At 40.8% G+C, this 26,979-nt stretch carries 26 protein-coding genes; 10 read left to right on the plus strand and 16 right to left on the minus strand.

Annotated features, from left to right (window positions below; translation table 11 throughout):
• Positions 1-18: 18 nt before the first annotated feature.
• The 7 genes from JWQ34_RS05355 to JWQ34_RS05385 form a co-directional block, all read right to left on the minus strand.
• On the minus strand, positions 19-570 hold the full coding sequence (locus JWQ34_RS05355; RefSeq protein WP_299355034.1) for a glucosaminidase domain-containing protein: 552 nt from the start codon (positions 568-570) through the stop codon (positions 19-21).
• Positions 567-1,211 carry an O-methyltransferase gene (locus JWQ34_RS05360; RefSeq protein WP_299355037.1) on the minus strand — a complete coding sequence of 215 codons (645 nt, stop codon included), beginning with the start codon at positions 1,209-1,211 and terminating at the stop codon, positions 567-569. The genes JWQ34_RS05355 and JWQ34_RS05360 overlap by 4 nt, the downstream gene beginning before the upstream one ends.
• Before the next feature lie 108 nt (positions 1,212-1,319).
• Positions 1,320-2,138, minus strand: a complete 819-nt coding sequence (locus JWQ34_RS05365; RefSeq protein ID WP_299355040.1) for a hypothetical protein — start codon at positions 2,136-2,138, stop codon at positions 1,320-1,322.
• Between the two features lie 10 nt (positions 2,139-2,148).
• A complete protein-coding gene (gene ruvX, locus JWQ34_RS05370; RefSeq protein WP_299355043.1) occupies positions 2,149-2,559 on the minus strand; it encodes a Holliday junction resolvase RuvX in 411 nt (136 codons plus the stop codon).
• Positions 2,560-2,669: 110 nt separating this feature from the next.
• The gene (glmS, locus tag JWQ34_RS05375; RefSeq protein ID WP_299355046.1) at positions 2,670-4,505 is read right to left on the minus strand and encodes a glutamine--fructose-6-phosphate transaminase (isomerizing); all 1,836 of its coding nucleotides are present in this window, start codon (positions 4,503-4,505) and stop codon (positions 2,670-2,672) included.
• Positions 4,506-4,609: 104 nt separating this feature from the next.
• Complete coding sequence (locus tag JWQ34_RS05380; protein WP_299355049.1) at positions 4,610-6,001, minus strand: DUF4270 family protein; 1,392 nt, start codon at positions 5,999-6,001, stop codon at positions 4,610-4,612.
• Between the two features lie 18 nt (positions 6,002-6,019).
• Positions 6,020-6,844 (minus strand): glycogen/starch synthase, encoded by an 825-nt coding sequence (locus tag JWQ34_RS05385; RefSeq protein ID WP_299355051.1) that lies wholly within the window; start codon positions 6,842-6,844, stop codon positions 6,020-6,022.
• Positions 6,845-6,994: 150 nt separating this feature from the next.
• Here JWQ34_RS05385 and panC point away from each other — a divergent pair, with 150 nt between their 5' ends.
• Both panC and panD read left to right on the plus strand, forming a co-directional pair.
• Positions 6,995-7,834, plus strand: coding sequence for a pantoate--beta-alanine ligase (gene panC, locus JWQ34_RS05390; RefSeq protein ID WP_299355054.1), 840 nt, complete (start codon positions 6,995-6,997; stop codon positions 7,832-7,834).
• 123 nt (positions 7,835-7,957) lie between these two features.
• Entirely contained in the window at positions 7,958-8,308 is a 351-nt protein-coding gene (panD, locus tag JWQ34_RS05395) for an aspartate 1-decarboxylase (protein ID WP_299355057.1), read from the plus strand.
• On the opposite strand, the gene JWQ34_RS05400 is transcribed toward panD, so the two are convergent.
• Positions 8,309-8,842 (minus strand): hypothetical protein, encoded by a 534-nt coding sequence (locus tag JWQ34_RS05400; protein WP_299355060.1) that lies wholly within the window; start codon positions 8,840-8,842, stop codon positions 8,309-8,311.
• Positions 8,843-9,105: 263 nt separating this feature from the next.
• On the opposite strand from JWQ34_RS05400, the gene JWQ34_RS05405 reads away from it, so the two are divergent.
• Positions 9,106-9,756 carry a DUF4397 domain-containing protein gene (locus tag JWQ34_RS05405; protein ID WP_299355062.1) on the plus strand — a complete coding sequence of 217 codons (651 nt, stop codon included), beginning with the start codon at positions 9,106-9,108 and terminating at the stop codon, positions 9,754-9,756.
• A 260-nt stretch (positions 9,757-10,016) separates the two neighbouring features.
• Entirely contained in the window at positions 10,017-12,836 is a 2,820-nt protein-coding gene (carB, locus tag JWQ34_RS05410) for a carbamoyl-phosphate synthase large subunit (protein ID WP_299355065.1), read from the plus strand.
• A 120-nt stretch (positions 12,837-12,956) separates the two neighbouring features.
• Here carB and JWQ34_RS05415 read toward each other — a convergent pair whose 3' ends face one another.
• Positions 12,957-13,418: a DUF4920 domain-containing protein gene (locus tag JWQ34_RS05415; protein WP_299355068.1), complete on the minus strand. Its 462-nt coding sequence runs from the start codon at positions 13,416-13,418 to the stop codon at positions 12,957-12,959.
• A gap of 402 nt (positions 13,419-13,820) precedes the next feature.
• Complete coding sequence (gene radA, locus JWQ34_RS05420) at positions 13,821-15,311, minus strand: DNA repair protein RadA (RefSeq protein WP_299355071.1); 1,491 nt, start codon at positions 15,309-15,311, stop codon at positions 13,821-13,823.
• 133 nt (positions 15,312-15,444) lie between these two features.
• Here radA and JWQ34_RS05425 point away from each other — a divergent pair, with 133 nt between their 5' ends.
• Genes JWQ34_RS05425 through JWQ34_RS05435 form a run of 3 tightly spaced genes read left to right on the plus strand, consistent with a single transcriptional unit; the run spans position 15,445 to position 17,088 of the window.
• A complete protein-coding gene (locus JWQ34_RS05425) occupies positions 15,445-15,786 on the plus strand; it encodes a hypothetical protein (protein ID WP_299355073.1) in 342 nt (113 codons plus the stop codon).
• On the plus strand, positions 15,783-16,298 hold the full coding sequence (locus JWQ34_RS05430; RefSeq protein ID WP_299355076.1) for a hypothetical protein: 516 nt from the start codon (positions 15,783-15,785) through the stop codon (positions 16,296-16,298). The genes JWQ34_RS05425 and JWQ34_RS05430 overlap by 4 nt, the downstream gene beginning before the upstream one ends.
• Positions 16,249-17,088: a trypsin-like peptidase domain-containing protein gene (locus JWQ34_RS05435; protein WP_299355079.1), complete on the plus strand. Its 840-nt coding sequence runs from the start codon at positions 16,249-16,251 to the stop codon at positions 17,086-17,088. The genes JWQ34_RS05430 and JWQ34_RS05435 overlap by 50 nt, the downstream gene beginning before the upstream one ends.
• 410 nt (positions 17,089-17,498) lie before the next feature.
• On the opposite strand, the gene JWQ34_RS05440 is transcribed toward JWQ34_RS05435, so the two are convergent.
• The 3 genes from JWQ34_RS05440 to JWQ34_RS05450 all read right to left on the minus strand — a co-directional run bounded on the left by JWQ34_RS05440 (position 17,499) and on the right by JWQ34_RS05450 (position 20,441).
• Positions 17,499-19,049: an Rne/Rng family ribonuclease gene (locus JWQ34_RS05440; protein WP_299355082.1), complete on the minus strand. Its 1,551-nt coding sequence runs from the start codon at positions 19,047-19,049 to the stop codon at positions 17,499-17,501.
• A gap of 238 nt (positions 19,050-19,287) precedes the next feature.
• The gene (locus tag JWQ34_RS05445; protein ID WP_299355085.1) at positions 19,288-20,136 is read right to left on the minus strand and encodes a tetratricopeptide repeat protein; all 849 of its coding nucleotides are present in this window, start codon (positions 20,134-20,136) and stop codon (positions 19,288-19,290) included.
• 8 nt (positions 20,137-20,144) lie between these two features.
• Positions 20,145-20,441 (minus strand): HU family DNA-binding protein, encoded by a 297-nt coding sequence (locus JWQ34_RS05450; RefSeq protein WP_299355088.1) that lies wholly within the window; start codon positions 20,439-20,441, stop codon positions 20,145-20,147.
• A 177-nt stretch (positions 20,442-20,618) separates the two neighbouring features.
• On the opposite strand from JWQ34_RS05450, the gene mutY reads away from it, so the two are divergent.
• The 3 genes from mutY (at position 20,619) to JWQ34_RS05465 (ending at position 23,913) form a co-directional block, all read left to right on the plus strand.
• Positions 20,619-21,662 carry an A/G-specific adenine glycosylase gene (gene mutY / locus JWQ34_RS05455; RefSeq protein ID WP_299355091.1) on the plus strand — a complete coding sequence of 348 codons (1,044 nt, stop codon included), beginning with the start codon at positions 20,619-20,621 and terminating at the stop codon, positions 21,660-21,662.
• Positions 21,663-21,698: 36 nt separating this feature from the next.
• Positions 21,699-22,115, plus strand: coding sequence for a single-stranded DNA-binding protein (locus JWQ34_RS05460; RefSeq protein ID WP_299355094.1), 417 nt, complete (start codon positions 21,699-21,701; stop codon positions 22,113-22,115).
• 265 nt (positions 22,116-22,380) lie between these two features.
• Positions 22,381-23,913, plus strand: coding sequence for a serine hydrolase (locus JWQ34_RS05465; RefSeq protein ID WP_299355097.1), 1,533 nt, complete (start codon positions 22,381-22,383; stop codon positions 23,911-23,913).
• On the opposite strand, the gene JWQ34_RS05470 is transcribed toward JWQ34_RS05465, so the two are convergent.
• The 3 genes from JWQ34_RS05470 to aspS all read right to left on the minus strand — a co-directional run bounded on the left by JWQ34_RS05470 (position 23,910) and on the right by aspS (position 26,787).
• Positions 23,910-24,386: an FKBP-type peptidyl-prolyl cis-trans isomerase gene (locus tag JWQ34_RS05470; RefSeq protein ID WP_299355100.1), complete on the minus strand. Its 477-nt coding sequence runs from the start codon at positions 24,384-24,386 to the stop codon at positions 23,910-23,912. The two genes, JWQ34_RS05465 and JWQ34_RS05470, sit on opposite strands and share 4 nt — an antisense overlap.
• Positions 24,387-24,424: 38 nt before the next feature.
• Positions 24,425-24,895, minus strand: coding sequence for an FKBP-type peptidyl-prolyl cis-trans isomerase (locus tag JWQ34_RS05475; RefSeq protein ID WP_299355103.1), 471 nt, complete (start codon positions 24,893-24,895; stop codon positions 24,425-24,427).
• Between the two features lie 146 nt (positions 24,896-25,041).
• Complete coding sequence (aspS, locus tag JWQ34_RS05480; RefSeq protein WP_299355106.1) at positions 25,042-26,787, minus strand: aspartate--tRNA ligase; 1,746 nt, start codon at positions 26,785-26,787, stop codon at positions 25,042-25,044.
• Positions 26,788-26,979: the final 192 nt, after the last annotated feature.

Raw genomic sequence — 26,979 nt, forward strand, 5'->3', positions numbered from 1 at the left:
TGCGCCAAAATAGGTTTTTTACTTTAAATATGGATTGTCGGCCGTTGTGGTTTGTGCCTGCGCCTGGTTTGTTGGTGGTTGATCCAGATCATTCAATTGATACTTGCGTATAATAGCCAAAACCTGCGCACCCCATTTTTTGCTGCTTGCATAACCACTGCGTTGGATACCTTTCACCCATTTTTCGTAATCATACTGCGTAAGCTGGTCTGATATATGTCCCAGTTGCTGGCGATGGGTAATGATGCGGGCAAAATCATCGAACGAGTCTAAAATCGAGTCATATTTTTTATAGGCCGAATGTACTTTCTTTTGGTGTTTGTAAAAAACGGCACCGCCGCCACCTTTTACACCAAATTGGTTATTTAGGTTTTGGGCGATAGTACTGTTGCCGCAGCCCGACTCGTGCATGGCTATACCTAAAATTATACTGGCGGGTATGCCGGTTTCGTGCATAATTTCTATGGCATTATCTTTGAACTGTTCGATGTAAGATTGTGAAGTGTTCTTTTGGGCAAACGCGGCGAAAGATGATATTAGCAGCGTTGTAATCAGTAAGGTTTTCTTCATAATTCTTTTTTTCTGATGATAAGTATGCCGTCGCGCACTGGTAAAATGAGTTTTTCAACTCGTGTGTCAACAGCTATCCTGTCATTTAGTTTGCGGAAACTCTCGGTATCGGCATCTTTGTCGGTGCCGTAAACCTTCCCTTTCCACAAAACATTATCAATTATTATTAATCCTCCGGATCTGACTTTGTCAAATATTAATTCAAAGTAAAGAAAATTATTCTTTTTATCCGCATCAATAAACACAATATCAAACACTTCGTGTCCTAAATCAGCTATTACTTGCTCTGCAGCCCCAAAATGGAGCTTTATTTTTTTTTCAACAGATGTTAGCGAAAAGTGCTTTTTAAGCATTTCTTCCATTTCGCGGTTAACTTCAATGGTGTGGATTATGCCGCCTTCTGTCAGCCCTTCGGCCAGGCAAATAGTGGCATAGCCGGTAAATGTGCCTATCTCCAAAATACGTTTTGGCTGCATCATTTTACTCAGCATACTTAACACTCTACCCTGATAATGGCCAGATAGCATATTAGGCTTTAGCACCTTTAAATAGGTTTCCCTATTTATAAATTGCAGGTGCTCCGGCTCCGATTCGCAATGGTTATCTAAGTACGCCTGAAGGCTTGAATCTAAAATCTCCACGATGCAAAAGTAAGCATTTTGAAATTAATGGGAGTTTTGCTTCGGGGCTAAGCCGTTGCGGGAGCAACCACAATGCTCCTTAACGTAAAGACTGTGGTTATTAGCCTTTTATTCTGCTTTATATTTATAAAATATTAATCTTTTTTTAACAGCATCAATTTCAGCATAGCCCCCGTACATACCCACATAAATATGATGCTCATTAATAGCCACAATAGAATTCGGATTTAACCATTTCCAAAAAAGATTGTCGAATAACATTTCAACTTTCCCATTATTTACGCTGTAAAATCCCTGGAACGTTGTAGAAAAAATAAAATCCTTGTATGTTGCTATTTTTCCGGAAGAATCGTGTATATCAGCAATTTTTGAATAGTTAAACCCGTCACTTTTAACGAATAGTTTATATAACGCTCCGGGTGCTTTGTTATTTATGTCTGTAGGTAAATTACCTTCCGCAATTAAAAAAGTGCTATCGCTATATGGGGTAAAATCCGATATGTTGCCATACAAAACGCGAAGCAACTTTTTTTTATAGAATCTGGAAATTGACGGGATTTTAGGTACCCCAATCATTGGGAAATTGCTATTAACATCTTGTGATTCCCCATTTACCAAAAATTTTCTTTTGGATGTATCATTTGGCAAATAATATAGAGCCCCGCCCCACTCTCCCAGATCCATCGCCAAAAAAGTCCCTGTATTCAGTTGCACTTGCTTGAACCCTTCTGGTGCTTGATTCTTTGATATTTGTAACCCTCCTTTTACTATAGCTACGGCAAAGCTTTTGTTGTAGGGGGGCGATTGATTCCATTGATCTCCGTTAAACTCAGAAACTGGGAAAGGCTTAAACTGGTTGCTTTTAAATATTTGTCCAAAGCAATTCCACTTTAAAAATATCAGGATAATTATAAAGGCAATTCTCATACTGTTATAATTAAACTAATTTCTCCATCCAGCTCTGTAGCAAAATAGTAGCCGATATAGTATCTACCCGCTCCTTGTTTCGCCTGTCCATTTTTTTAAAGCCACTTTGCATTATGGCTGCTGTTGCCATTTTAGAGGTAAAGCGCTCGTCCAGCATTTCGATGGGGATATCAGGGAAGGTTTTTTTTAGCAGGTTAACAAACCCTTTAACGTGTGGTGCCGATTGCGATGGTGTATTGTCCATCTGTTTAGGTTCGCCAACAATAAAACGCTCCACCTGCTCTGCTTGCAAGTATTTTTTTAGGAACTCGATGATCTGATTAGGGTGTATGGTATCCAACCCGGTAGCAATAATCTGCAATGGATCGGTCACAGCAATGCCTATGCGTTTGGTGCCGTAGTCGAAGGCCATGATTCTCATGGCTTCGCAGATATTAGTGTCCCGAGAGATCTCGGAAGGAGATTAGAGATTAGGCCTGTCATATTTACAAATATAACGTATTGGCTCACTTCAACCAATCTCCAATCACTCTATTCCACCGTTACCGATTTAGCTAAATTACGGGGCTGATCTACGTTACAGCCGCGCATTACTGCTATATGGTAGGCTAATAATTGTAATGGGATAGTTGCCAACAACGGTACAAAGGCGTCATCGGTTTGTGGTATTTCTATTACGTATTCAGCCATGTCGCGTACTTGGGTATCACCTTCGGTAACAATAGCTATAACCTGGCCGCCACGGGCTTTAACTTCTTGTATATTGCTTACAACTTTCTCGTACGATGAGTTTTTTGTGGCAATAAATATAACCGGCAAATCCTCATCAATTAAAGCGATAGGGCCGTGTTTCATTTCGGCTGCCGGGTAGCCTTCGGCGTGTACGTATGAGATCTCCTTGAGTTTTAAAGCGCCCTCTAATGCTACCGGGAAAGAGCTTCCTCTCCCCAGGAACAAACAGTTGTTTGCATCTTTAAAACGGGCGGCAATTTTTTCCACGTGGTCATTGCATAACAGAGTACGCTCAACCAATGTTGGTATTTCATCCAGTTCGGTTAAATATTCAACCAGTTTGCTTTGTGTAATGGTGCCGCGTTGTTGCGCAATATAAAATGCTATTAACGTTAATACAGTAACCTGCGCGGTAAATGCCTTGGTTGATGCCACACCAATTTCTGGTCCGGCATGGGTATAAACTCCCGCATCGGTAATACGCGGAATAGATGCACCAACTACATTACAAATACCGAAGATGGTTGCACCACGTTCTTTGGCAATCTCTAAGGCGGCCATGGTATCGGCGGTTTCGCCCGATTGGGAGATGGCTATTACGATATCTTTTTGGGTGATGATAGGGTTGCGGTATCTAAATTCTGAAGCATATTCTACCTCAACAGGTACACGCGCATATTCTTCTATCAAATATTCGCCAACCAAACCGGCATGCCATGACGTACCACAGGCCACAATGATAATGCGATCAACGTTTTTAAGTTTTTCCTTATACTCTTTAATGCCGCCCAACTGCACTTCTCCCTGTGAGGGATAGATACGCCCGCGCAGGCAATCGCGGATGGAGCGGGCCTGTTCATAGATCTCTTTTAACATAAAGTGATCATAGCCGCCTTTTTCCAAAGCTTCCAGCTTCATATCCAACTCCTGGACGTACGGTGTTTGTATGGTATTGTCGATATTTTTGATCAATAACTCATCGCGATGGATATAGGCAATTTCGTTATCATTTAGGTAGATAACGTTTTTGGTGTACTCAACAATAGGTGTAGCGTCTGATGCTACAAAATATTCGCCTTTGCCAACGCCAATTACCATTGGGCTGCCTTTGCGGGCTGCTATTAGCATATCTGGTTCATCGGCGCTCATTATAACAATGGCGTATGCACCGATAACTTTGTTAAGTGTGATCCTAACCGCTTCCAACAAATCTAGGCCGGTTTCTTTTTGTATATCTTCAACCAGGTGTATTAAAACTTCAGTATCGGTATCGCTTTTAAATACGTGGCCTTTGGCTAACAGCGTCTCTTTAATAACACCGTAGTTTTCAATTATACCGTTATGTATAATGGTAAGTTTTCTGTCGCCTGATGAGTGGGGGTGCGAGTTGCGGTCGCTTGGTGCCCCATGTGTAGCCCAACGGGTATGACCCATGCCAACGGTGCCTGTAAGACTAACGTCTTTAACAAAGTTTTCAAGGTCAGTGACCTTTCCGGCTTTTTTATAAACCTTAAGGCCTTTGTCATACAAGGCTATACCGGCACTATCATAGCCCCGGTATTCCAGGCGATGCAGTCCTTTAATAATTATTGGATAAGCCTCTCTATAACCTATATAACCTACAATTCCGCACATATAAAATAGTAATTAGTGATTTAGCAAAAATAAGCAGCCATTTGACAATAACAATAGCAATTAGTAATGTTAAACAACTAATTGCTATTGTTACAATGTAACTACTATTTAACCACTTTGGTGTAGAAAATATTAAGCTTAATGCGGTAGGGCGATGTTGTATCAAATCCTACAGCCTGCGTACGGCCATCAACCTGTGCCGTTGTCGCTATTGTTGATGTAGCTGTTGGGGTTACCGAGCCAATATAGGTGCCATAATCAGACGCTACCCCGCGCATAAGATCTTGTATATAGGCGGTTATTAAAAAACGATATTGCTGTAGCTGGGTAACAAAAAATCCGCTTGGTACAGTACCGTTAAATGATCGCGGATCAAGCGATGGGTCAAGCGCGTCCTGTATAAATACACGCTGTTTGGCCAGATCATACCTGTACATAGCTAGTTTAGGCAAGGGCGCAAATGGGATATTAGAACCCGGCACTATTGTAACTACCAGCTCGGCACGATTTATAATAACATCGTTGCCAATAGTTTTAAGAACATTTTTAAGATAAGGGAAACTTACTTTGCTCTTTAAACCACCCATACCTTGTATATAAAAAGCTTTGCGGTTGGTGGTGCTATTGTCAAGTTCTGTTTGAACCTGTGTAGAGCGCGTATGCTTTATTTCGGCTGTATGTAAATTGCTTGGTAAAACCAACACCCCGGTATCAATTACAGTACCATTGGCGTTTCTGTAATATACCTGTACAGAAGCAGCAGAATCTAAATTGAACATAAATGTACCGCCCGGTCCGGATTGGGTTTTATCAAGCGTTACATATAGCCCGTTTACGCTGTTTTTAAAAACAAGGTTTGAGCTAAGTTGAGTGCTTGATGCATTATAAAGTATGCTATTTACAAAAGCAGTACTAATGGGTATCCTTAATTGTGGCGGAACTTTTACCAATGTATCGGGCCTGCCGGCAATAGGTGTAAATATTTTCACACTATCGCTTGTCCTTGAAAGGAATGATTTAGTTCCTAATAGGTTTGCTTTATCAGCATTCCAGATCTTGTTATTATAATATACTTTGCCGGATAACAATCGTTCTTTAAGCTGATATACATTTGCTTTGTATCTTGAAGCAATGGAGTCGCCATAGAAACCGTTTGGCGCATACCTTAAAACCAACAAGGCCGAATCAACGGTTATTGTACCCGTAGGAAGCGTATATGCAGCATTGCCGGGTAGGTTAAGGTCCATTGCCAAATTAGCTTCGGTTATACCAAATTGCGGATCTTTGAAATAAGCTAAAGGGGTGCGTGATAGTCCGCTCGTTACAACGCTGTCTTCACGTACAGTATTAATTACAATTGTTGACGTATCTATTAAGCTGCCGCTTATTTGGTTTGATGCAACTACGCCCAAACCTATGGTATTCTGGTTTTTACAACCGTTAAAAATAAAAAGACTTATCAACAGGGTTAATAAGTCTAATCTAATAAATTTCATATATCGATCTCTCAAAGCTTATACAACGTTTACCAATTCCTCATTGGTAATTTCGTCGTAAAAATTGTAATAATTTTCGAAATCTGCGGTAGAATTGAATTCTAAAACTGATTTTTGGCTGTTTTTAACATTATTTAACACATCCTCATCAATATGCTCGCTGCCTAATACAATAGCATCGCTATACTGGATAGCACCTTCATACAAAGCGGTATTTGTGCCATCTTTGTAAACATCTATATGCTTTTCGGTCATGTCGCCCATAATGGCTTTGCGTGCAAAATCAGCACCCATCTCACCTTTAAAGTCGTTCTCATAAATAGAATAAACTACTTTTGAATTTTTAAAAGTAGGATCGTCTTTATAAGTAGTTTTTAAATAAGCAGGAACCAATGCGCTCATCCAGCCGTGGCAGTGGATCACATCAGGGGCCCAGCCTAATTTTTTAACTGTTTCTAATGCGCCTTTGCAAAAGAAAATCATACGCTCATCATTATCAGCGTAAAATTTGCCATCCTTATCCTCAAACACATGTTTACGCTGGAAATATTCTTCATTATCTAAAAAATATACCTGCATACGTGCCGCCGGGATAGATGCAACTTTTATGATCAACGGATTATCGTTATCGTTAATAATGATATTCATGCCCGATAACCTGATCACTTCATGAAGTCTGTTCCTTCTTTCGTTGATATTTCCAAAACGAGGCATTAGGATACGAATTTCGTAACCTTTTTCCTGCATAGCCTGCGGAAGCTGGCGTGTTATTTCAGAAATTTTAGAAAGTTCAAGGAAAGGTGACATTTCATGAGTTATAAACAAAAGCTTAGATTTACCCATCTCCAAATCAGAATTTAAATTATGTAACACCTCAAAAAATTTGAGTGTGCAAATATAAGCATTATATATGAAGTATCAATCAATTATGCAAGTAGTTTTGGTTAATTTCCGGCATTTATGCAACTTCGCCCACTTTTGTAATATATAATATTGGAAAACTTCACTAAAAAGGCGGCTTTGCAGCAACACCTGGCTAAGTTAAAGGCCGATGGCGCTGTTATTACTTTTGTACCCACATTGGGTGCATTGCACGCCGGCCACCTGTCATTAATAAAGCGGGCACAAAAGTTGGGCAGCATAGTTGTATGCAGTATTTTTGTTAACCCAACCCAATTTAATGATCCTAAGGACCTGGAGATGTACCCGCGACCTATTGCAGATGACATACAAAAACTGAAGCAAGTTAATTGCGATGTGTTGTTTAACCCCGGGGTAAATGAGATGTATGCCGATAATGAGAAATGGCATTTGGATATAGGAGGACTGGAGGGTTTATTAGAAGGAAAATTCCGTCCCGGTCATTACCAGGGGGTTACCCAAGTGGTACATAAGCTGTTTGATATAGTAAAGCCTGATATTGCTTTGTTTGGTCAGAAAGATTACCAGCAATTTTTGGTTATCAGCCGCATGGTTAGCTTATTAAACTTGCCGGTTAAGCTGGTAATGTGCCCTATTGAGCGCGAAGCGGATGGGCTGGCCATGAGTTCGCGTAATATCCATTTATCGCCGGCCGACAGGAAACACGCGCTTATCCTGTCAAAAACATTAAATAAAATTAAACATGAGTTTAACCCGGATAACATAAGCCAATTAAAACAACAAGCCGAAGCTGTTATTAGCAATGAGCCGGGAGTTGAACTGGCTTATTTTGAAATTGCAGATGGCGACACTTTACATCCCGCCGATAAAAATACTAAAAGTTTTGTTGCCCTGGTAGCCGCCAAAGTTGGCAAAACCAGGCTGATTGATAATGTGATTATTAATGATTAGAGATTGGTTAATTAGTGATTGGGCACTTACCGCGCATCAATCATGTAATAACTAGTCGTAAATCTTTACCTTTTAATAACTAATCTCTAATCAACTAATCACTAATTAACTTAATTTTGCCCTATGATTATTGAGGTATTAAAATCAAAGCTTCACCGCGCCAGGGTTACCCAGGCCGAGTTAAACTACGTTGGGAGTATTACTATTGATGAAGATTTGATGGATGCGGCAAATATTATTGCCAACGAAAAAGTGCAAATTGTAAACAACAACAATGGCGCTCGTTTTGAAACTTATGTAATAAAAGGCGAACGCGGCAGCGGCACTATTTGCTTAAATGGCGCAACGGCAAGACTGGCCCAGGTGGGCGATATCGTTATCATAATGTCATACGCGTACATGGAAATGGACGAGGCCCGTGCTTACGAGCCCATCTTGATTTTCCCGGATACGGATAACAAATTGTTAAAATGATTATTTTTTTGCGGCCGGATAAGCGTTAATGCTTAACACCAGTTGTAAATTGGCATCAGCGTCTGTTCTGCGGCGAAGCTCGTAAACCATTTTTATCCTGATGCTGGGTTGGCGCACCAACTTATCTAAGAAAGTCGAATTATCAATATCTAGTGTCATTAAGTTACCGGCATCGGGCGTAATATCACGGCGCGATGCCACCAATATCTCGTCCTTACTATCCTCTGCAGACATGTATATTTTTAAGTTTTTAATGTTCCCCAGGTTATAATCTGCCGGATCTATTGATTTAAGTTTTGCCGAAATAATACTAACCTCGCTTACATTATTCCCATTGTTACCGCCGGGAGAAAAGTTTTGGTCAAAGCTGTTGGCAAGGCTTATAGCCGCATAGCTTTTACCCGCTTCGGCAGTTGCCGGTATTACCAATGTAGCCGTATATGGAAATGTTGATTTAACAATAGACTGCATCATGCCGCAAGAGCCCATGAACAGCAGCAATACCACTGAAATAAATAACACGCTCCTTCTCATATCTTGGGTTATTATAGAATATATGTGTCGATAGTAAATATCGGTTATTTAATTTAAAAAGCTATGAAAATACCAGATAATAAAGGCCTGTTGTGTATAGTAGAGATAAGGTAAAGCGCATTTAATGTAATAACAAGGGCTGTACAAACGTTAATGGATGTTAAATAATTTCATTTAAATTTTTTAATAGATAATTTAGCTCAGGTTTATCGCAGCCTAGTTTGTTTTAAACCCAAAATCAAGAATATTTTAAATATACAGTCATGAAAAAGATTTTACTTTTATGTTTAAGCGCGGCAGTGTTACTATCGGCATGCGTTAAAAAGAAAGATACTGTAACCGGCGATGCACATGTACGGTTTGTAAACGCTGTGCCAAACTCTATAGCACAGGATGTGTACATTAACGGTGTGCTTAAGAACACCGGCTTGTTTTTTAGCGCGGCAACATCTTATAATACCTATACCGCAGGTGTTAATTTATTAGGTTTTACAAATTCCGGAACAACTGTAGCCAACCTGGCATATAGCTATGCCTCAGCAATTGGCGATTATGCAACGGTTTATTTATTTAGGGATTTTACAGGCGCGCTTGTTTCGGGCGGCATTAAGGATGATCTGTCTGCGCCCCCTGCTGGTAAAGCAAGAGTAAGGTTTGTTAATTTGCATAATCATTTAGATAACGCGCTTAAAATGTCGGTAACCGGCGGGGCAGATCTGTTTACCTATTTAGTATTTGGTACTGCATCGCCATATTATGATGTCGCGCCCGGCACTACATTTACACCGTTTGCTATTGGGGTAACCACCGAGCCTGTAATTGACCTTAATTTGCAGGCGGGTAAAACTTATACTATTTGGCTATACGGAAACGCTAATACCGAGATATATTCAAACAGTTTTATTCAAAACTAGCTAAAAGATAATAGCGGTATCGTTCTATCATAATAACGGCAGCGGAAGTTTTAATATATTATTGCAGTCGTGTTTTATACCTTAGTTAAACCCTGACGTATTTTTTACAAAAAAGAGCATAAAGTAGCTATATAAATTCTATCTTTGCACCCCGACGCTGAGGTCGGGAAACCTGCTATCAGCGCATAGGAAAAATCGTTATTGCCGTTACCCGGCTTTTGACTTTTGACTTAGAACTTTTGAATTAAAAAAAAAGCCCTATGCCCAAAGACACCTCCATTAAATCAGTACTGATCATTGGCTCAGGCCCTATTATTATTGGCCAGGCCTGCGAGTTTGATTATGCCGGATCACAAGCCGCGCTATCTTTAAAAGAAGAAGGTATTACCGTATCTATCATTAACAGCAACCCGGCTACTATCATGACGGATAAAGTTATTGGCGACCACGTTTACCTGCTGCCCCTTACCTGCGAAAGCATTGAGAAGATATTGATCGAACAAAAAATTGATGCCGTGTTACCTACCATGGGTGGCCAAACCGCGTTAAACCTTTGTATTGAGGCTGATGAGCAAGGCTTATGGGAAAAATATGGTGTAAAGATTGTTGGTGTTGATATTGCCGCGATTGAGAAGACCGAAAACCGCGAGGCATTCCGCCAGTTAATGGTTGACATTGGTGTTGGGGTAGCTACCTCAAAAATAGCTAACTCTTTCCTTGAAGGTAAAGAGGCCGCACAGGAAATAGGTTTCCCTTTGGTTATTCGTCCAAGTTATACGCTGGGAGGTAAAGGCGCTGGCTTTGTACATAAAAAAGAAGATTTTGACGCAGCATTAAGCCGTGGCTTGCAGGCATCGCCAACTCATGAGGTTTTGGTGGAGCAGGCTGTTTTAGGCTGGAAAGAATATGAGCTGGAGCTGCTGCGTGATAGTAATGATAACGTAATTATTATTTGCTCGATAGAGAACTTTGACCCGATGGGTATCCATACCGGCGACTCGATAACCGTGGCTCCGGCCATGACATTGAGCGACCGCTGCTACCAGGAAATGCGTAACCAGGCCATCAAAATGATGCGCGCCATTGGTAATTTCGCGGGTGGTTGTAACGTACAGTTCTCTGTTAACCCTGCAGATGAAGCGATTATCGCTATCGAGATCAACCCACGTGTATCGCGCTCATCAGCATTAGCATCAAAAGCAACAGGCTATCCTATTGCTAAAATAGCTGCTAAATTGGCTATCGGTTATAATTTAGATGAGATAGAAAATCAGATCACCAAAACAACATCGGCTTATTTTGAGCCAACGCTTGATTATGTGATCGTTAAAATACCACGCTGGAACTTTGATAAGTTTAAAGGCGCTAACCGCGAGTTGGGCTTGCAAATGAAATCAGTAGGCGAAGTCATGGGCATTGGCCGCAGCTTTATCGAGGCGTTGCAAAAAGCCTGTCAGAGTTTAGAGATAGGCCGCGCCGGTTTAGGTGCCGATGGTAAACAAAGCCGCAACCTTGACGAAATTATGCATAGCCTGGAGCATCCAAGCTGGGACAGGTTGTTCCACGTTTATGATGCTTTAAGTTTAGGTGTGCCAATTGAATCGGTACGTAAAGCTACTAAAATAGACAGATGGTTCCTGAACCAGATCATGGATATTGTGAACCTCGAGATTGAGTTACGCAGATATTCTATAGGCAACATCCCGGAGGATTTCCTTTTCACCTTAAAACAAAAAGGATTCTCTGACGCGCAGATAGCTTACATTCTGCATAATAATACTACCGAAGAGGATGTTTACCAGCGCCGTAAAGAACTGGGCATTAAGCGTGTTTATAAAATGGTTGATACCTGCGCTGCCGAGTTCCCTGCCAAAACACCTTACTACTACTCTACTTACGAAGGCGAGAACGAATCGGTCTCATCTGACAAGAAAAAAATAATTGTATTAGGCTCGGGCCCCAACCGTATTGGCCAGGGTATTGAGTTTGATTATAGCTGCGTACACGGTTTGATAGCTGCTAAAGAAGCGGGTTTTGAAGCCATCATGGTTAACTGTAACCCTGAAACGGTATCAACCGACTTTAACATGGCCGATAAGCTATACTTTGAGCCTGTGTTCTGGGAACATGTTCGCGAAATCATCGAGCTGGAAAAACCGGTTGGGGTTATCGTTCAGCTAGGTGGACAAACCGCCTTGAAGATGGCCGAGAAAATGCATGAGCATGGGATTAAGATCATAGGTACATCATTCGATAACATGGATATTGCCGAAGATCGTGGCCGTTTCTCTGACTTGCTAAAAGAGTTGGAAATCCCTTACCCATTATACGGCGTTGCCGAAAGTGCCGAAGAAGCGCTGGAAGTTGCACACCAGGTAGGTTACCCGGTATTGGTTCGCCCTAGTTATGTATTGGGCGGACAAGGCATGAGCATTGTAATTAATGATGAGGACCTGGAGAAAGCGGTTGTTAGCTTGCTGAAAAACTTACCGGGCAACCGTGTATTGATCGACCATTTCCTGGACCGTGCATCCGAAGCCGAGTCTGACTCGATAAGCGATGGCGATGATGTGCATATAGTTGGTTTAATGGAACACATTGAGCCTGCGGGTATCCACTCGGGCGATTCATTCGCGGTATTGCCACCGTTTGATCTGTCGGCCAATGTGATCAACAAAATGGAGCAGTATACTAAAAAAATAGCTAAAGCACTAAATGTAATAGGTTTGCTTAACATACAATTTGCCATAAAAGATGACGAGGTATATGTGATAGAAGCCAACCCGCGTGCATCGCGTACGGTGCCTTTCATTGCCAAAGCGTATGATGTGCCTTACATCAACATAGCCACCAAAGTAATGCTGGGTGCTAATAAACTAAAAGATTTCACCATTGAACGTAAGCTTAAAGGTTATGCCATTAAGGAACCTGTATTCTCTTTCGATAAATTCCCCGAGGTTGAAAAACAACTGGGCCCCGAAATGAAATCAACCGGCGAATCTATCCGCTTTATCCCTGACCTGCAGGACCCATATTTTAAGCATTTGTACAGAGAGAAATCGATGTACTTGAGTAAGTAATCCCCAGCCCCCTAAAGGGGGAGCTGAATAGCATACTAAAAGAAAAGCGGCCAGGTAGGTCGCTTTTTTAATTATGTTTCAAATTGCTCTCAAAAGTACTCTCTTTAGGAAGCGGGGGGGTTAATCCACCATCAATCCCTTAACCTCAAAAGTTAATTTACGCTTTGGGTTGGTTTTTACGGTATGTTGTTTCTTCCCCACCACCGTATCACCTGCAAAATGTTGCAAGTCATCGGCAATGAATTGTTTTTCGGCTACGCCTTCAACTATTACAATTTTGCCTTTTAAGCCTGGTGGGATATTAATACCGATGTTTTTAAAATGCGCGGTAATAATTTTGCCTTTGCCGGCATCCAGTTCAAACCAGCCCCCTTTGGGTTTGGTTACTTTTATAACCCGGCCGCGTATGGTGGTGTTGATGCGTGTTTTGGTGTCCATAAAAGCCTCAACCCGCCAGGCAGGCAGCATGGTCGTTGTGCCTGGCTTGATGCCGTAAACCATGCCATGCGGTAAGGGCGTGTGGTGCTGTGCGGTAGCGGATATAACAAGGCAAATGGAAAATAATAAAGACCAATATTTCATCACACAGATATATTCTTACAGAACAAGAAATTATGGCCTTAGTTTTAAACCACATACTAAAATTGAAATATGGTTTTTAGGCTTTCTTGTCCGTGCATTCTTGTCAAGTGTATTTACCGCTATTGCTGCCATATTTTGTAATAAGCTGCTTATACCGGTCATTATAAAATATCAGCAGGTAATTAATAATGACAAATGGTATAAAATAAGTTAATATAATAGAAGTACAGGTGTTTAACCCAACCTGGTTAAAAACATGCAGCGGGAATATCACCAAATAGGTTTATGAGATAATAACCTTAACAGTAAAGTAGTGTTAACAATTAGTCCCAAGCAAGATCGACATTGGCACAATAGTTAAAGCCTTCTAACTGCTTTGGCGGTCGCGTTTTGTTTTTGCTATTATCCAAACAACAACTCAAATACATCTTCAATATTAGCCACCATTTTTATATCAATGGTATAGCGCGACAGGTCCATGCGCTTTTTGTCCTGCGCGGCTGATGGCATATTGTATTTAGAAATATAGATCTGCTCAAAGCCTAGTTTTTGTGCTTCGGCAATGCGTTGTTCTACCCGGTTAACTGCCCGTATCTCGCCCGAGAGGCCAATCTCGCCGGCAAAGCAGGTTTTAAAAGGTATGGGTATATTTTGATATGATGATATGATAGCAGCGGCAAGCCCCAGGTCAATCGCGGGGTCTTCTACCTTTATGCCACCCGTTATATTCAGGAAAACATCCTGCGCACCCAGTTTAAATCCGCAACGCTTCTCTAGTACGGCAAGCAGCATGCTCATTCGCTTGGCATCAAAACCATTTGCGTTACGCTGGGGCGTTCCATATACCGAAGTGCTCACCAATGCTTGCGTTTCAATAAGCATCGGTCTCATGCCCTCTAATGTGGCCGATATGGTGATGCCGCTCAAAGGTTCATCGCGTTGCGATAATAATATTTCTGATGGATTAGATACTTCGCGCAAACCCTCGCCCAGCATTTCATAGATGCCCAGTTCAGACGAAGAGCCGAAACGGTTTTTAACCGTGCGCAATATGCGGTAAACATGGTGCCTGTCGCCCTCAAACTGCAAAACGGTATCAACCATGTGCTCCAGTATTTTAGGGCCTGCTATCATGCCGTCTTTGGTGATATGGCCAATTAAAAATACCGGTGTAGCGCTTTCTTTGGCAAAACGCAACAACTCGGCCGTACACTCACGCACCTGCGATACACTGCCGGGCGTTGATTCTATATGTGATGAATGGAGGGTTTGGATAGAGTCGACTACAACCAAATCAGGTTCCAGCTCTTCGATCTGTTTAAATATGTTTTGGGTTGATGTTTCGGTAAGGATGTAGCACCCCTTATTTATTTCGGATTTTTCACTATTGTTTGTTTTTTCAGGGTGTTCAAGAGGGCTTCGCCGTTTCGGATATTCGATTTCGGATTTATTAAGGGTCTTAACCTCACTCAGTCGTTCGGCTCGCATTTTAATCTGCTTTTCGCTTTCCTCGCCCGAGATATAGAGCACTTTAAGGTTGGGCATATTTAGCGCCAATTGCAACATCAGGGTTGATTTACCAATGCCCGGCTCGCCGCCTATTAATACCAATGAACCCGCAACAATACCACCGCCCAATACGCGGTTGAACTCTCTATCCGGAGTAAGCAGTCGGTCCTCTTCGTTAAAAGTAATATCTGCAACCTCTACCGGTTTATTCGCGCGTTGTTGGGTGGTACTGCTTACTTTCCAGGTGGGGACAGATTTTGAGTCCTTTTCAATAACCTCCTCTACAAAAGTGTTCCATTGCTGGCACGATGGGCATTTGCCCAACCACTTAGCCGACTCGAAGCCACAGCTTTGACAGAAATACGCGATCTTAGATTTAGCCATTTGTTTGATATGCGAATGTGCAGATATGCAAATGTGCAGATTAAATTGGGTTTGGCAAAGGGTTTTGCTAAATAATTTAGCAAAAAGGATGCGATTAATTTTAAAATGATTATCTTTATACAAGAAACTATTGATGGATTTTATTGAAAAAATAGCCGATCTGTTAGATCCTTTTTCTGCTGTTGCAAAATATGCGGGGATTGCTGGAATTGCTATCGCAATTATCTTTTTGATATTTAGAGAAATAATTAAAAAAGCGATTTTTCCAAGCCTAACAAAGAAACAAGCTTATAATGTTATCCGCTTAATAATAATTTGCAGTACCATTATTGGCGTAATTGGTTTAACAGTTTCAATTTTACCTAGCTACAAATCGGTTGATGTCTATCCAAAACAGAGCGATAGTTTAAAATATGAACCCCTCATATTAAAAAAAGAAGGTGTTATATTGATAGATAGCAATAAGAAAAGATGAAAGGAAAAACTATCATTTTATTATTGCTTGTATGTCTGGACACATTTGGGCAAAAAAAAGAAAGGATAACAATCTTTAAAGATTCAAAAGTCAAGATTATTAATTTTGTAATTGATAAAGATCCAAATAGGCTTCCGATATTAAATTTTACTATTCAAAATAACACCAAGGAAACCATCATATTTACAACCGTTGCTTTAGTACTTATTGAATTTAAAAAACATCCATTATCAAGCTCAGGAAACAACGATCTAATATCCAAAGCATTGACTCCAATTGCGGGATTGGATTTACCTATTCCAATTATTCCTAACACTTATATATATGGCTGGCAGTCGCCAATACAAATCGTTAAAAAAGACGCCGCAACAATTATTATTAGGATACATTATCAACTCGGCGATAAAAACATCGTACCAGGCCAATTGGGATATTTTAAATTTAAATTATTATTTCTTACTTATGATCTTAAAGCAGTTTCGTCTTCAGATATCGAATTGGGTAACCAATAAAACATTTGTATTAATATTTTTAAGTGCTATTTTATCTATGAGTTCCGTAGCCCAAAGTAATACGGTTGATTCTCTTAGTTTTCAAAATTTAAGTTTAGAACTTTTAAATAACTATGCAAATATTGGATCGGCAACAGGATTTATTATCGAAAAAAACAATGTAGACTACCTGATTACTAACCTTCACGTAGTCACTGGTTTAGATTATTTTTCACACGCAATAATCGACCCTCAGCAACAGATTCCCAATAATATTGCTATTTGGCACAATGCGCAAACCCTAGGACATTGGTCTAAATCAATAGAAACGCTTTACGATAGAAATAAAAACAAACGATGGATTGAATGTGAAGTGGCAGGAAAAACGGTAGATATAATTGCTTTGCCATTACAAAATTTACCTAAAGGTGCAAAACTATACCCAGTGCATTTAAAGGGCTTTAACGATAGCATTACAGTTATGCCTGGTTTTTCAGCATCCATAATCGGATCTCCATATGGGCAATCTTCAGACGGAAAACTTGCTATATGGAAAACAGGTCATATTGCTTCAGATTTAGATATTGATGCAAATGGTTTACCGCTATTTCTTATAGATGCTACTACAAGACCCGGCATGTCTGGTTCAATGGTAGTACTTAGAATGATTCCTTTTTTAACAAGACAAGGAATTAGTATGGGTTTAGGCACTCGATTTCTTGGCGTGTACACAGCGCAAGGCAATCAAGATGAATTGGGTTATGTTATTAAGCCAATAGCGCTGAAAGCATTAATCGATAAACTACCGTAACTATTGCAATAGCCCACAATTGCCCTTCCCGCCAATTTTTCGTATATTTGATCAACTACCCACCGCGACTCCAATTCTCTCAACAAACCAATTTTTCAAATTTTTTTTGACACGTTCTTTGAGTTGATTTTATCCATATAATTTATAATCAGCCAGTTATATAAAAATATTACTGCCGGCATAAGGCCCGATACCCGATAAATGGTGTGTTTTACTACCTGCATTAACCACAATACCCGATAAACGGTTGTTTTTACTACCGGCATACCGCTAGATACCCGATAAATGCAGTTTTTTACTACCGCCTTAAAGCGTTATGCCGGTGTGAATAGAAATGGTAATCAGCTTAAAGCAAAAAGAGCAGATGCTAATTAAAACACCTGCTCTTTTGCATCCGCGTTAGCGAATAATTATAACTTGATCTCTTCGTCTTTTGATGAGAAGAAATGAAACTCTGTAATTTGATAAGCCGGGTTACTTTTAACCTTTATCCATTGGCCATATTTAAAGAACCATTGCATCTGGCGGGTATATAATCCCTGACGTATGTAGGCTTCAATATATGGGTGTACGCTAAGGGTTATGCCTTTTTCGTTTTGCTCGGTTAAAACGAAATTGAAATTGTTCTCAATATCATCCAGCAATAAAATGCTTGGGCGTATGGTACCCGTGCCATGGCATGCAGGGCAAACCTCGGTGGTAACAATGTTCATTTCGGGCCTAACACGTTGGCGGGTTATTTGTACCAATCCAAATTTACTTGGCGGCAAAATAGTATGCTTGGCGCGATCTAAGGCCATTTCGGCACGTAAGTAATCAAACAGGTCCTTGCGGTTGTTTGGTTTGTGCATGTCAATGAAATCGATCACCACAATACCGCCCATATCACGCAAGCGCAGCTGGCGGGCAATTTCTTTCGCCGCTTCGCGATTTACCTGGTAAGCATTCTCTTCCTGGTTTTCTTTATTAGCTGTCCGATTACCGCTGTTAACGTCAACAACGTGCAGGGCTTCAGTATGCTCAATAACCAGGTAGGCTCCACCGGCTAAATTAACCGTTTTACCAAAAGCGCCTTTTATTTGCTTATCAACACCAAAGTGTTCAAACAAAGGCTCTTTGTGTTTATGCAGCTTAACAATGCTTTCCAGATCAGGCGAGATATCTTTTACATACTGCTTAACTTCCTCGTACAAGGTCGTGTCGTTTAAGTAGATGTTCTGAAAATCAGGATTCAATATATCCCGCAGGATTGTTGATGTACGACCAATTTCCCCTAACACTTTTTTACCCGGCTCAACCGATGGCAGGCGGGTAACAAAAGCTTCCCATTTTGATACCAGGTCAAGCAGGTCCTTTTGCATTTCTGCAACGCCCTTACCTTCTGATACCGTACGGATAATTACACCAAAGTTTTTAGGCTTAATGCTTTCTATAATTTTGCGCAAGCGGTTGCGCTCCATGTTACTCTTTATCTTTTTAGATATCGATATAACGTCAGAAAAAGGCACTAATACTACATACCGGCCTGCTATAGATAGATCTGAACTTAACCGGGGGCCTTTTGTTGATATAGGCTCCTTAGCTATTTGCACAGGTATAAGCTGGTTCTTGATTAATATATCAGAGATCTTACCTCCCTTACTAATATCTTCCTCCAGCTTAAAGTTATCTAAAAGCTTAGACTGGTAACTTCCACCACGCACTTGCTTGGCCAGCTTAAGGAGCGTTTGCACCTGCGGACCAAGATCAAGATAATGCAAAAATGCATCCTTCTCATAACCTACATCAACAAAAGCAGCATTTAACCCGGGCATTATTTTTTTAATACGGCCCAAATATATATCACCAACAGTATAATTGTTGCTGATTTGCTCTTTGTGTAGCTCTACAAGTTGTTTATCCTGTAATAATGCAATAGTAGCCCCGTTAGGGGATGAATCGATAATTAATTCTTTTATCAACTGCTACTCCATTTCTTTAAACGATAACCGGTAAATCACCGGCACCGCAAATTGTACTATAGGGGTAAAAAACACACTGCTTTTACTCGCTTAAAAGCAGCAAAAAATAAGTTGCTAAAGAGCCGAGCTTATTTCTTTTTGTGTCTGTTTTTTCTTAAACGCTTTTTGCGTTTATGAGTAGCCATTTTGTGTCTTTTACGTTTTTTACCGCTCGGCATAATAATAATTTTTTAATGTGTTAATTTTTTAATTCCTTAATATATTGATCGATGCGCTGACCAAAAACCGGGTCGGGCATCATTTCTTTGCATTTTTGATAAGCTGCAATCGCTTCTGGTTTCTGGCCTAACTGCTTATACGTTTCGGCCAGGTAAAAGTATGATTCAAAATCAGGCTTTTTTGCAATAACTGTTTTAAAACGTTGCACAGCCTTATCAAACTGCCCAGATTTCATGGAGAACAAACCCAAATTAAGGTTCGCACTAATGTTACCAGGGTCTTGCGCAATAACCTCGCGCAGTAAAGCAATACCCTGCATTGGGCTTGCCCCGCCGTTTACATAAGCAACACCTAAACCTGTTTTGCCATCAAGGCTTTGTGGTTTAAGTTTTAAAGCATTTGTAAAGGCTTCAACAGCACCTGTTATAAATGCCGGTGTTACCGCGGTATCCTGCATAATTTTATAAGCATCGTTAAAACGGTTACCCGATTTTAACCATGCATCAAAGCTATTGTCTATACGGGCAACAGCTTGGTAATAAAATGCTGCCGGTGCCGGTTGATTCACATCGTCCCAGCGGGCTGCTAATTGCTTGTTGAGCGACAGCTTCTCAGCATCGCCCGATGCTTTTTCTAACTGGCCTTCCAGATCGTTGATCTTAGCCGATAAAGACGCGCCTATGGCCGCTTTAGCTGGTTCTGACACGGTTGCTATGGTTACATTTGATACCGTCTTGCTTGCCATTGGGGCAGACTGGGCAGTATCATGTGTGGCGCTTGCTTTTATTAAGCCCTTTACAGGTAATGAATACAAATAGCCCATGATAGCCACAATGGCTATGGCAACAGCTATTTGTTTTTTATTCATAATGCTTATTATGCTTTAGTTGTTTTGTTACCCGTTTTTACTTTCTCAACAAAAGTTTTAGCCGGTTTAAAGCTAGGCACAAAATGCTCGGGTATAATTATAGCAGTGTTTTTTGAAATATTACGTGCAGTTTTTTTAGCTCTCTTTTTAACAACAAAACTTCCAAACCCTCTCACATAAACGTTCTCGCCGCCAACCATTGAATTTTTAATAACCTTAAAGAACGCTTCAACTGTTTCTTGTACATCAACCTTCTCAATTCCTGTCTTAGATGAGATTTCAGTTATAATTTCTGCTTTAGTCATATCTGATTTTCCTTTATTTAATTTGTAATTACTTAACTTATTTGGGGTTGCAAAAGTATTGCTTTATTACTAAAGAGCGAAATAATTAACGCATTTTTTTTTATTAGCACGAAAACTACTACACAATCTTTACAAACACCATTCAATTAAGCACTTAATCCCATATTTTTGCGCTACATGAATTTCTCTGATGAGCTTGTAAAATGGTATACCGAAAACAAGCGCGACCTGCCCTGGCGACATACCACCGATGCGTATATTATTTGGCTATCCGAAGTTATTTTACAACAAACCCGCGTAGAGCAGGGCATGCCCTATTTTAACAGGTTTGTTGAGGCCTATCCCAACGTAACAGCTTTTGCCGCAGCCAGCGAGGATGAAGTATTAAGGCTATGGCAAGGACTTGGCTATTATTCGCGGGGCCGCAATATGTTAAAGACAGCGCGAATTGTGCAGGAAGAATATGGAGGCACGTTTCCTGAAAAATATGATGAACTGATCAAACTAAAAGGCATTGGCGAATATACGGCTGCAGCTATAGCGTCATTTTCGGCTAACGAAGCAAAGGCCGTGGTTGACGGAAATGTTTACCGGGTTATTGCCCGGCATTTTGGCATCCACGAGCCAATAAATAGCACAATTGGTAAAAAACTATTTCAGTCAACCGCAAACGATTTGCTTAATAAGAAATATCCGGCTTTGCATAACCAGGCCATGATGGAGTTTGGTGCCATGCTTTGTAAACCCAAAAATCCGGCCTGCGGTATTTGCCCGGTGAGGGAAGGGTGCTACGCGTTTATAAATAATGCTACTACAACTTTGCCGGTAAAAATTAATAAGGTTAAAATAAAGGAACGCTTTTTTAACTATTTTTTATTTACAGATGGCGATAGCATTTTAATGAGTAAACGGTCAGAAAACGATATATGGGCCAATATGTATGATTTGCCGCTGATAGAAACACACGCTTTACTGCCACTTGATGAGCTGCTTGCCCTGCCAGAAACTGTTGAATATTTAGGTGCTGATATTAAAATAGAAGCGGCATCAACTATTAAGAAACACGTGCTTACACACCAGCATTTGCACGTACGGTTTATTACTTTAACCCGGCAACCGGTAAAGCTAATGCCAAACTGGGTTTTCATAAAAGTAGAAAATTTAAAAAATTTACCACTATCTAAAGTAATTTTTATATTTTTAGATAATTTTTTAAATTAGAAATAAACTCTGTACATTTACCATACGATTTAAACTATGTCTGGAATTAATAAAGTAATACTGGTTGGCCATTTGGGCAAAGACCCCGAAGTGCGCCAATTAGAGGGAGGTGTATCTGTTGCAAGCTTTCCGCTGGCTACATCAGAAACCTTTAACAAGGATGGCAAAAAGGTGGAGCAAACCGAATGGCATAACATTGTGTTATGGCGCAGTCTTGCAGATGTAGCAGCTAAGTTTTTGCAAAAAGGCAAGCTGGTTTACATTGAAGGTAAATTGCGCACCCGGTCATTCGAGGATAAAGAAGGCGTTAAAAAGTATACTACCGAGGTAGTGGCCGAAAACTTTACAATGCTGGGACGTAAAACAGATTTTGAACAAGATACATTCCCCCGCCAGGGAATGAAAAGCGTGGACGAGTTAGCAAACAGCAATACGGACGACATGTCATTTTAACCCCCAATTATAAATTTATAACCAAACCATCTTGTTAATTCGGGATGGTTTTTTTGTGGAGTAAATATTAAAAGATGTAGTACGATATTTCTTATCGCCTGCAGTTGTTTCCAAAATGGAAACAACTGCAGGATGTGTATAGATCTATATGCGTAATTTATATTAACATCCTAATAAATAATTAGCCCCTTAATTTTACGTAAATTAGTACTTTTAAAAGGCATTTAAAATGCTCCTATTTATATAAGTAATACCATTCGCTCTAATGAAAAAACGACTTATTTTATCACTCATCTTTATTGCATTTATAACCCTAACCTATGCCCAAAGTGCAGACAGGACATCATTTATTAAAGATAGTATTGATGTTTATGTAAACCGGGCGCTAACTAACTGGCGCATACCCGGGGTGGCTGTTTGTATTGTAAAAGATAATAAGGTGGTGTTAATGAAAGGCTATGGCATTAAAGAGCTGGGCCTGCCCGAACACGTAGACGAAAACACCCTGTTTATGATAGGCAGTAATACTAAAGCATTTACCGCAACCGCCATGGCCATGCTGCAGGATGCAAAAAAGCTATCATTAGATGATAATGTAAGTAAATACCTGCCCGGCTTTAAATTAGAAAACAAGGCAGCTAGTGACGAAGTTATCCTACGCGATCTGTTATGCCACCGTTTAGGCTTTAAAACCTTCCAGGGCGACTTTACCTTTTATAACAGTGATCTTTCCCGCCAGCAGGTAGTTGAGCGGTTGGGCCACATGAAAGCTGCCTATCCTTTCCGGACGAAATGGGGATATACCAATTCGGCATTTTTAACTGCCGGCGAGATCATCCCACGCGTTACGGGCAAAAGCTGGGAGGTGTACTTAAAAGAAAATATTTTTGCCCCTCTAGGCATGATCAATACCTTGGCTTTAACTGCCGATCTGCCAAAATCATTTAACAGAACTGTGCCGCATACCTTGATTGATGAGCGTTTGAGCGCCATCCCTTATGGGCAGTTGGATAATATGGCACCCGCCATGAGTATATCATCATCCATAAACGACATGAGTAAATGGGTACTGGCCTTGCTTAATAATGGTAAAGTAGGTGACCGGCAGGTAATACCAGAAGCGGCCATATTAGAAACCCGCAAGCCGCAGGATTATGTGGGCAGTATACGCCACATAAACGGCGAAACCAATTATGAGCTTTATGGGCTGGGCTGGTTTTTGCAGGATTACAGCGGCCACCGCATTGTAATGCATGACGGGGGTGTTAGCGGGTACGTATCATCAGTAACGCTGGTGCCGCAAGATCACCTGGGTATAATTATACTGACTAATACAGATGAAAACTCGTTTTACGAGGCTTTGCGTTGGGAAATTATGGATGCTTATTTTAAACAACCCTATCGTAATTACAGTGATGTTTACTTAAACGCGTACAAAACTAATGCGGCTGCCGAGCAAAAGGTATATAAAAAACTGCGAGACTCTGTTGCACTAAACCTACAACCTGCTATACCTATAGCCAATTATACAGGTAAATATAATAATGACCTATATGGCAGTATGGTTATAACCGGGGGCGAAAATAACGACCTGGAAGTACGTTTTGAGCATCATCCTAAAATGTTTGTGCATTTACAGCCATTGGGCGGCAATCGGTTTTTCGCGACGTTCTCAGACCCTATATATGGCAAAACGGTTTTCCCTTTTACTTTTCAAAATGGCCGGATAACCGGCGTAAAAGTAAAAGTGGCCGACTTTGTTGAAGCCGACCCTTATGAATTTAAGAAAGTAAATTAGTTGGCGAAACCCTGTAAGGTGATATGAAATATCAATACCGAGTTTGATGGTACGGGCCCGCTGCCTGCAATGCCATAAGCAAGGCCCGATGGTATATATAAAGTAATTTTACCACCTGTACCTATCATGGGCAAGCCAATGCGCCAGCCTTGTATAAGGCTGCTTAATGGCGAGAAATAATAACTGGTTGCAGAGTCGGCCAATGTGCCGTCTAGTAAATATTGTGTATAAGCTACCGTAATACTTGATGTTAAGGTTGGATGCGCGCCTGTTCCGGGAGCCTCAATATTATAATATAAGCCTGATGCATCTTTCTTTACGCCTGTTATTCCATTTAATAAAAAATAATCCTGGATAGCTTTATCATCGGTTTCTGCCTGTATAGAAGCGTCAAATGGTGCAGTTACTACTTTTCTGCAAGAAGAAAAAGCAATAGTGAAAAGGCAGCAGAACAGTACAAAGTATTTTTTCATATAATGATTTTCATTTTAATAAACAAACATGCAATAGCCTAGCTGGCTGGTATGCCTATCAGGTCAATAGTATAAACAAGTATAGAGTTGCCCGGAATGCTGTCCGTTGCGGTAGAGCCATGTGCAAGTCCCGATGGTACTATTATCATAATACGGCCTCCTGTACCTATTTTAGTTACGGCTATGCGCAATCCGGCAACGTTAAAGCCGCTTAACTTGGCTTGAATACCCACAACACTGCCAATGGCTACACCGTTAAGATACCCATAGCTATATGTAATTTTCACGGATGAGTTGCTTGTTGGTTTTGGATCAGTACCGGGGGTAACTATCTGGTAATAAATGCCACTGACATCTTTAGTATACGAAAGTTTATTGGCCGTTAAATAAGCTTGTATTTTAGCATCATCAACGGTTGCCTGGTTGCCTGCAACAACGGTCGAATCAAGTTTTTGGCAAGACGATAAACCAATAATGAACAGGCTAAATAGTATAAGGTATTTTTTCATGCGGATTTTTCTATGCAACTATACTTAAAAAATATACAAAGGCTTTAAAATTTAACACTTTTTAGCATTTGCGCAAAACTACAAAATATTATCGCCGTTAATGTAGCCATAACGACAAACGGTAAAAACTATTATATATGCCTGGCTTAAAGCGCCGTTTTAATTTTTAATTCGTTTAACTGCGCATCGGCAATAGTTGATGGTGAATCAATCATCACATCGCGGCCCGAATTGTTTTTAGGGAACGCTATCACATCGCGGATAGAATCTAATCCGGCGAAAATAGAGCATAACCTGTCAAATCCAAAAGCTATACCACCATGCGGCGGCGCGCCATACTCGAAAGCGTCCATCAAAAAGCCAAATTGTTTTTGTGCCTCTTCTTGTGTAAAGCCCAGGTGTTTAAACATTAAAGCCTGCAAAGCACGGTCATGGATCCGGATAGAGCCGCCACCTATTTCGGTGCCGTTTATAACCAAATCATAAGCATTGGCACGCACATCGCCGGGATTAGTATCCAGCATGGCAATATCCTCTGGCTTAGGCGAGGTGAACGGGTGGTGCATGGCATGATAGCGCTCTGTTTCTTCGTCCCACTCCAACAGCGGGAAATCTAACACCCATAGCGGCGCATAAGTATTTTTATCGCGTAAGCCTAAACGCGAGCCCATTTCTAAACGCAGCTCATTTAATTGCTTGCGTGCTTTATCGGCATTGCCGGCTAACACTAAAATTAAATCTCCCGGCTCAGCTTCAAATGCGGCTGCCCAGTTGGTAAGGTCATCCTCGGTATAAAACTTATCTACTGATGATTTTAACGTACCATCGGTATTATAACGGCAATAGATCATCCCGGTAGCGCCAATTTGCGGGCGTTTTAACCACTCGGTTAGCTCATCTATTTGTTTACGGGTATAATCGGCGCAGCCTTTGGCGTTTATACCGACAACCAGTTCGGCATTATCAAATATGCCCAAACCCTTGCCTTTAACAATATCATTTAGCTCAACAAACTGCATCCCGAAACGGATATCCGGTTTGTCTGATCCATATAAACGCATCGCGTCTGCATATTGCATCCGCGGGAAATCATTAAACTCAATACCTTTTACGGCTTTAAATAAATGGCGGGTTAAGCCCTCAAATATATTTAGGATATCTTCTTGCGTAATAAAAGCCATTTCGCAATCTATCTGCGTAAACTCCGGCTGGCGGTCGGCGCGTAGATCCTCATCCCTAAAGCATTTTACGATCTGGAAATAACGGTCGAAACCACTAACCATCAGCAACTGCTTAAACGTTTGCGGCGATTGCGGCAGGGCGTAAAACTCGCCCGGGTTCATGCGGCTTGGCACCACAAAATCACGCGCGCCTTCCGGTGTCGATTTGATCAGTACCGGGGTTTCTACCTCTATAAAATCAAGCATATCCAGATACTTGCGTACCTCTTGCGCCATTTTATGGCGAAGCACCAGGTTGTTGCGTATAGGATTACGGCGCAAATCTAAATAACGATATTTTGCTCTTAGCTCTTCGCCGCCGTCAGTCTCATCCTCTATCATAAACGGAGGAACTTTTGATGAGTTAAGCACTTCAATTGATTCAACCGTTATCTCAATTTCGCCGGTTGATATTTTAGTGTTTTTGTTGGTACGTTCAATTACGGTGCCTGTAACTTGTATCACAAATTCACGACCCAGCCCACGACTGGTTTCACGTAGAGTAGCATCACTATCTGTATTTAATACCAATTGGGTTAAACCGTAACGGTCGCGCACATCAATAAAAGTTGTGCCGCCCAAATCGCGCGATTTTTGTACCCATCCGCATAAAGTTACTGTTTGGCCTAAATTATTGATATTTAGTTCGCCGCAAGTATGTGTTCTTAACATGGTAACGTGTTTTATAAAGTTTGCAAAAGTAGTGTTTTGATTTCGAAATTCGGATTTTCGATTTCGAATTTAGTTAATGGGGCGTTAGTGTTATACGACAAATCTGGCAAGTCAAAACAACAAACCGAAATTGAACGCTTGGATTCCGAAATAAAAAAAATACCTTTGCCTCATAATTCTCAAGGGGTGCCT

This window comes from Mucilaginibacter sp., assembly GCF_028288185.1.
Taxonomy (GTDB): Bacteria; Bacteroidota; Bacteroidia; order Sphingobacteriales; family Sphingobacteriaceae; genus Mucilaginibacter.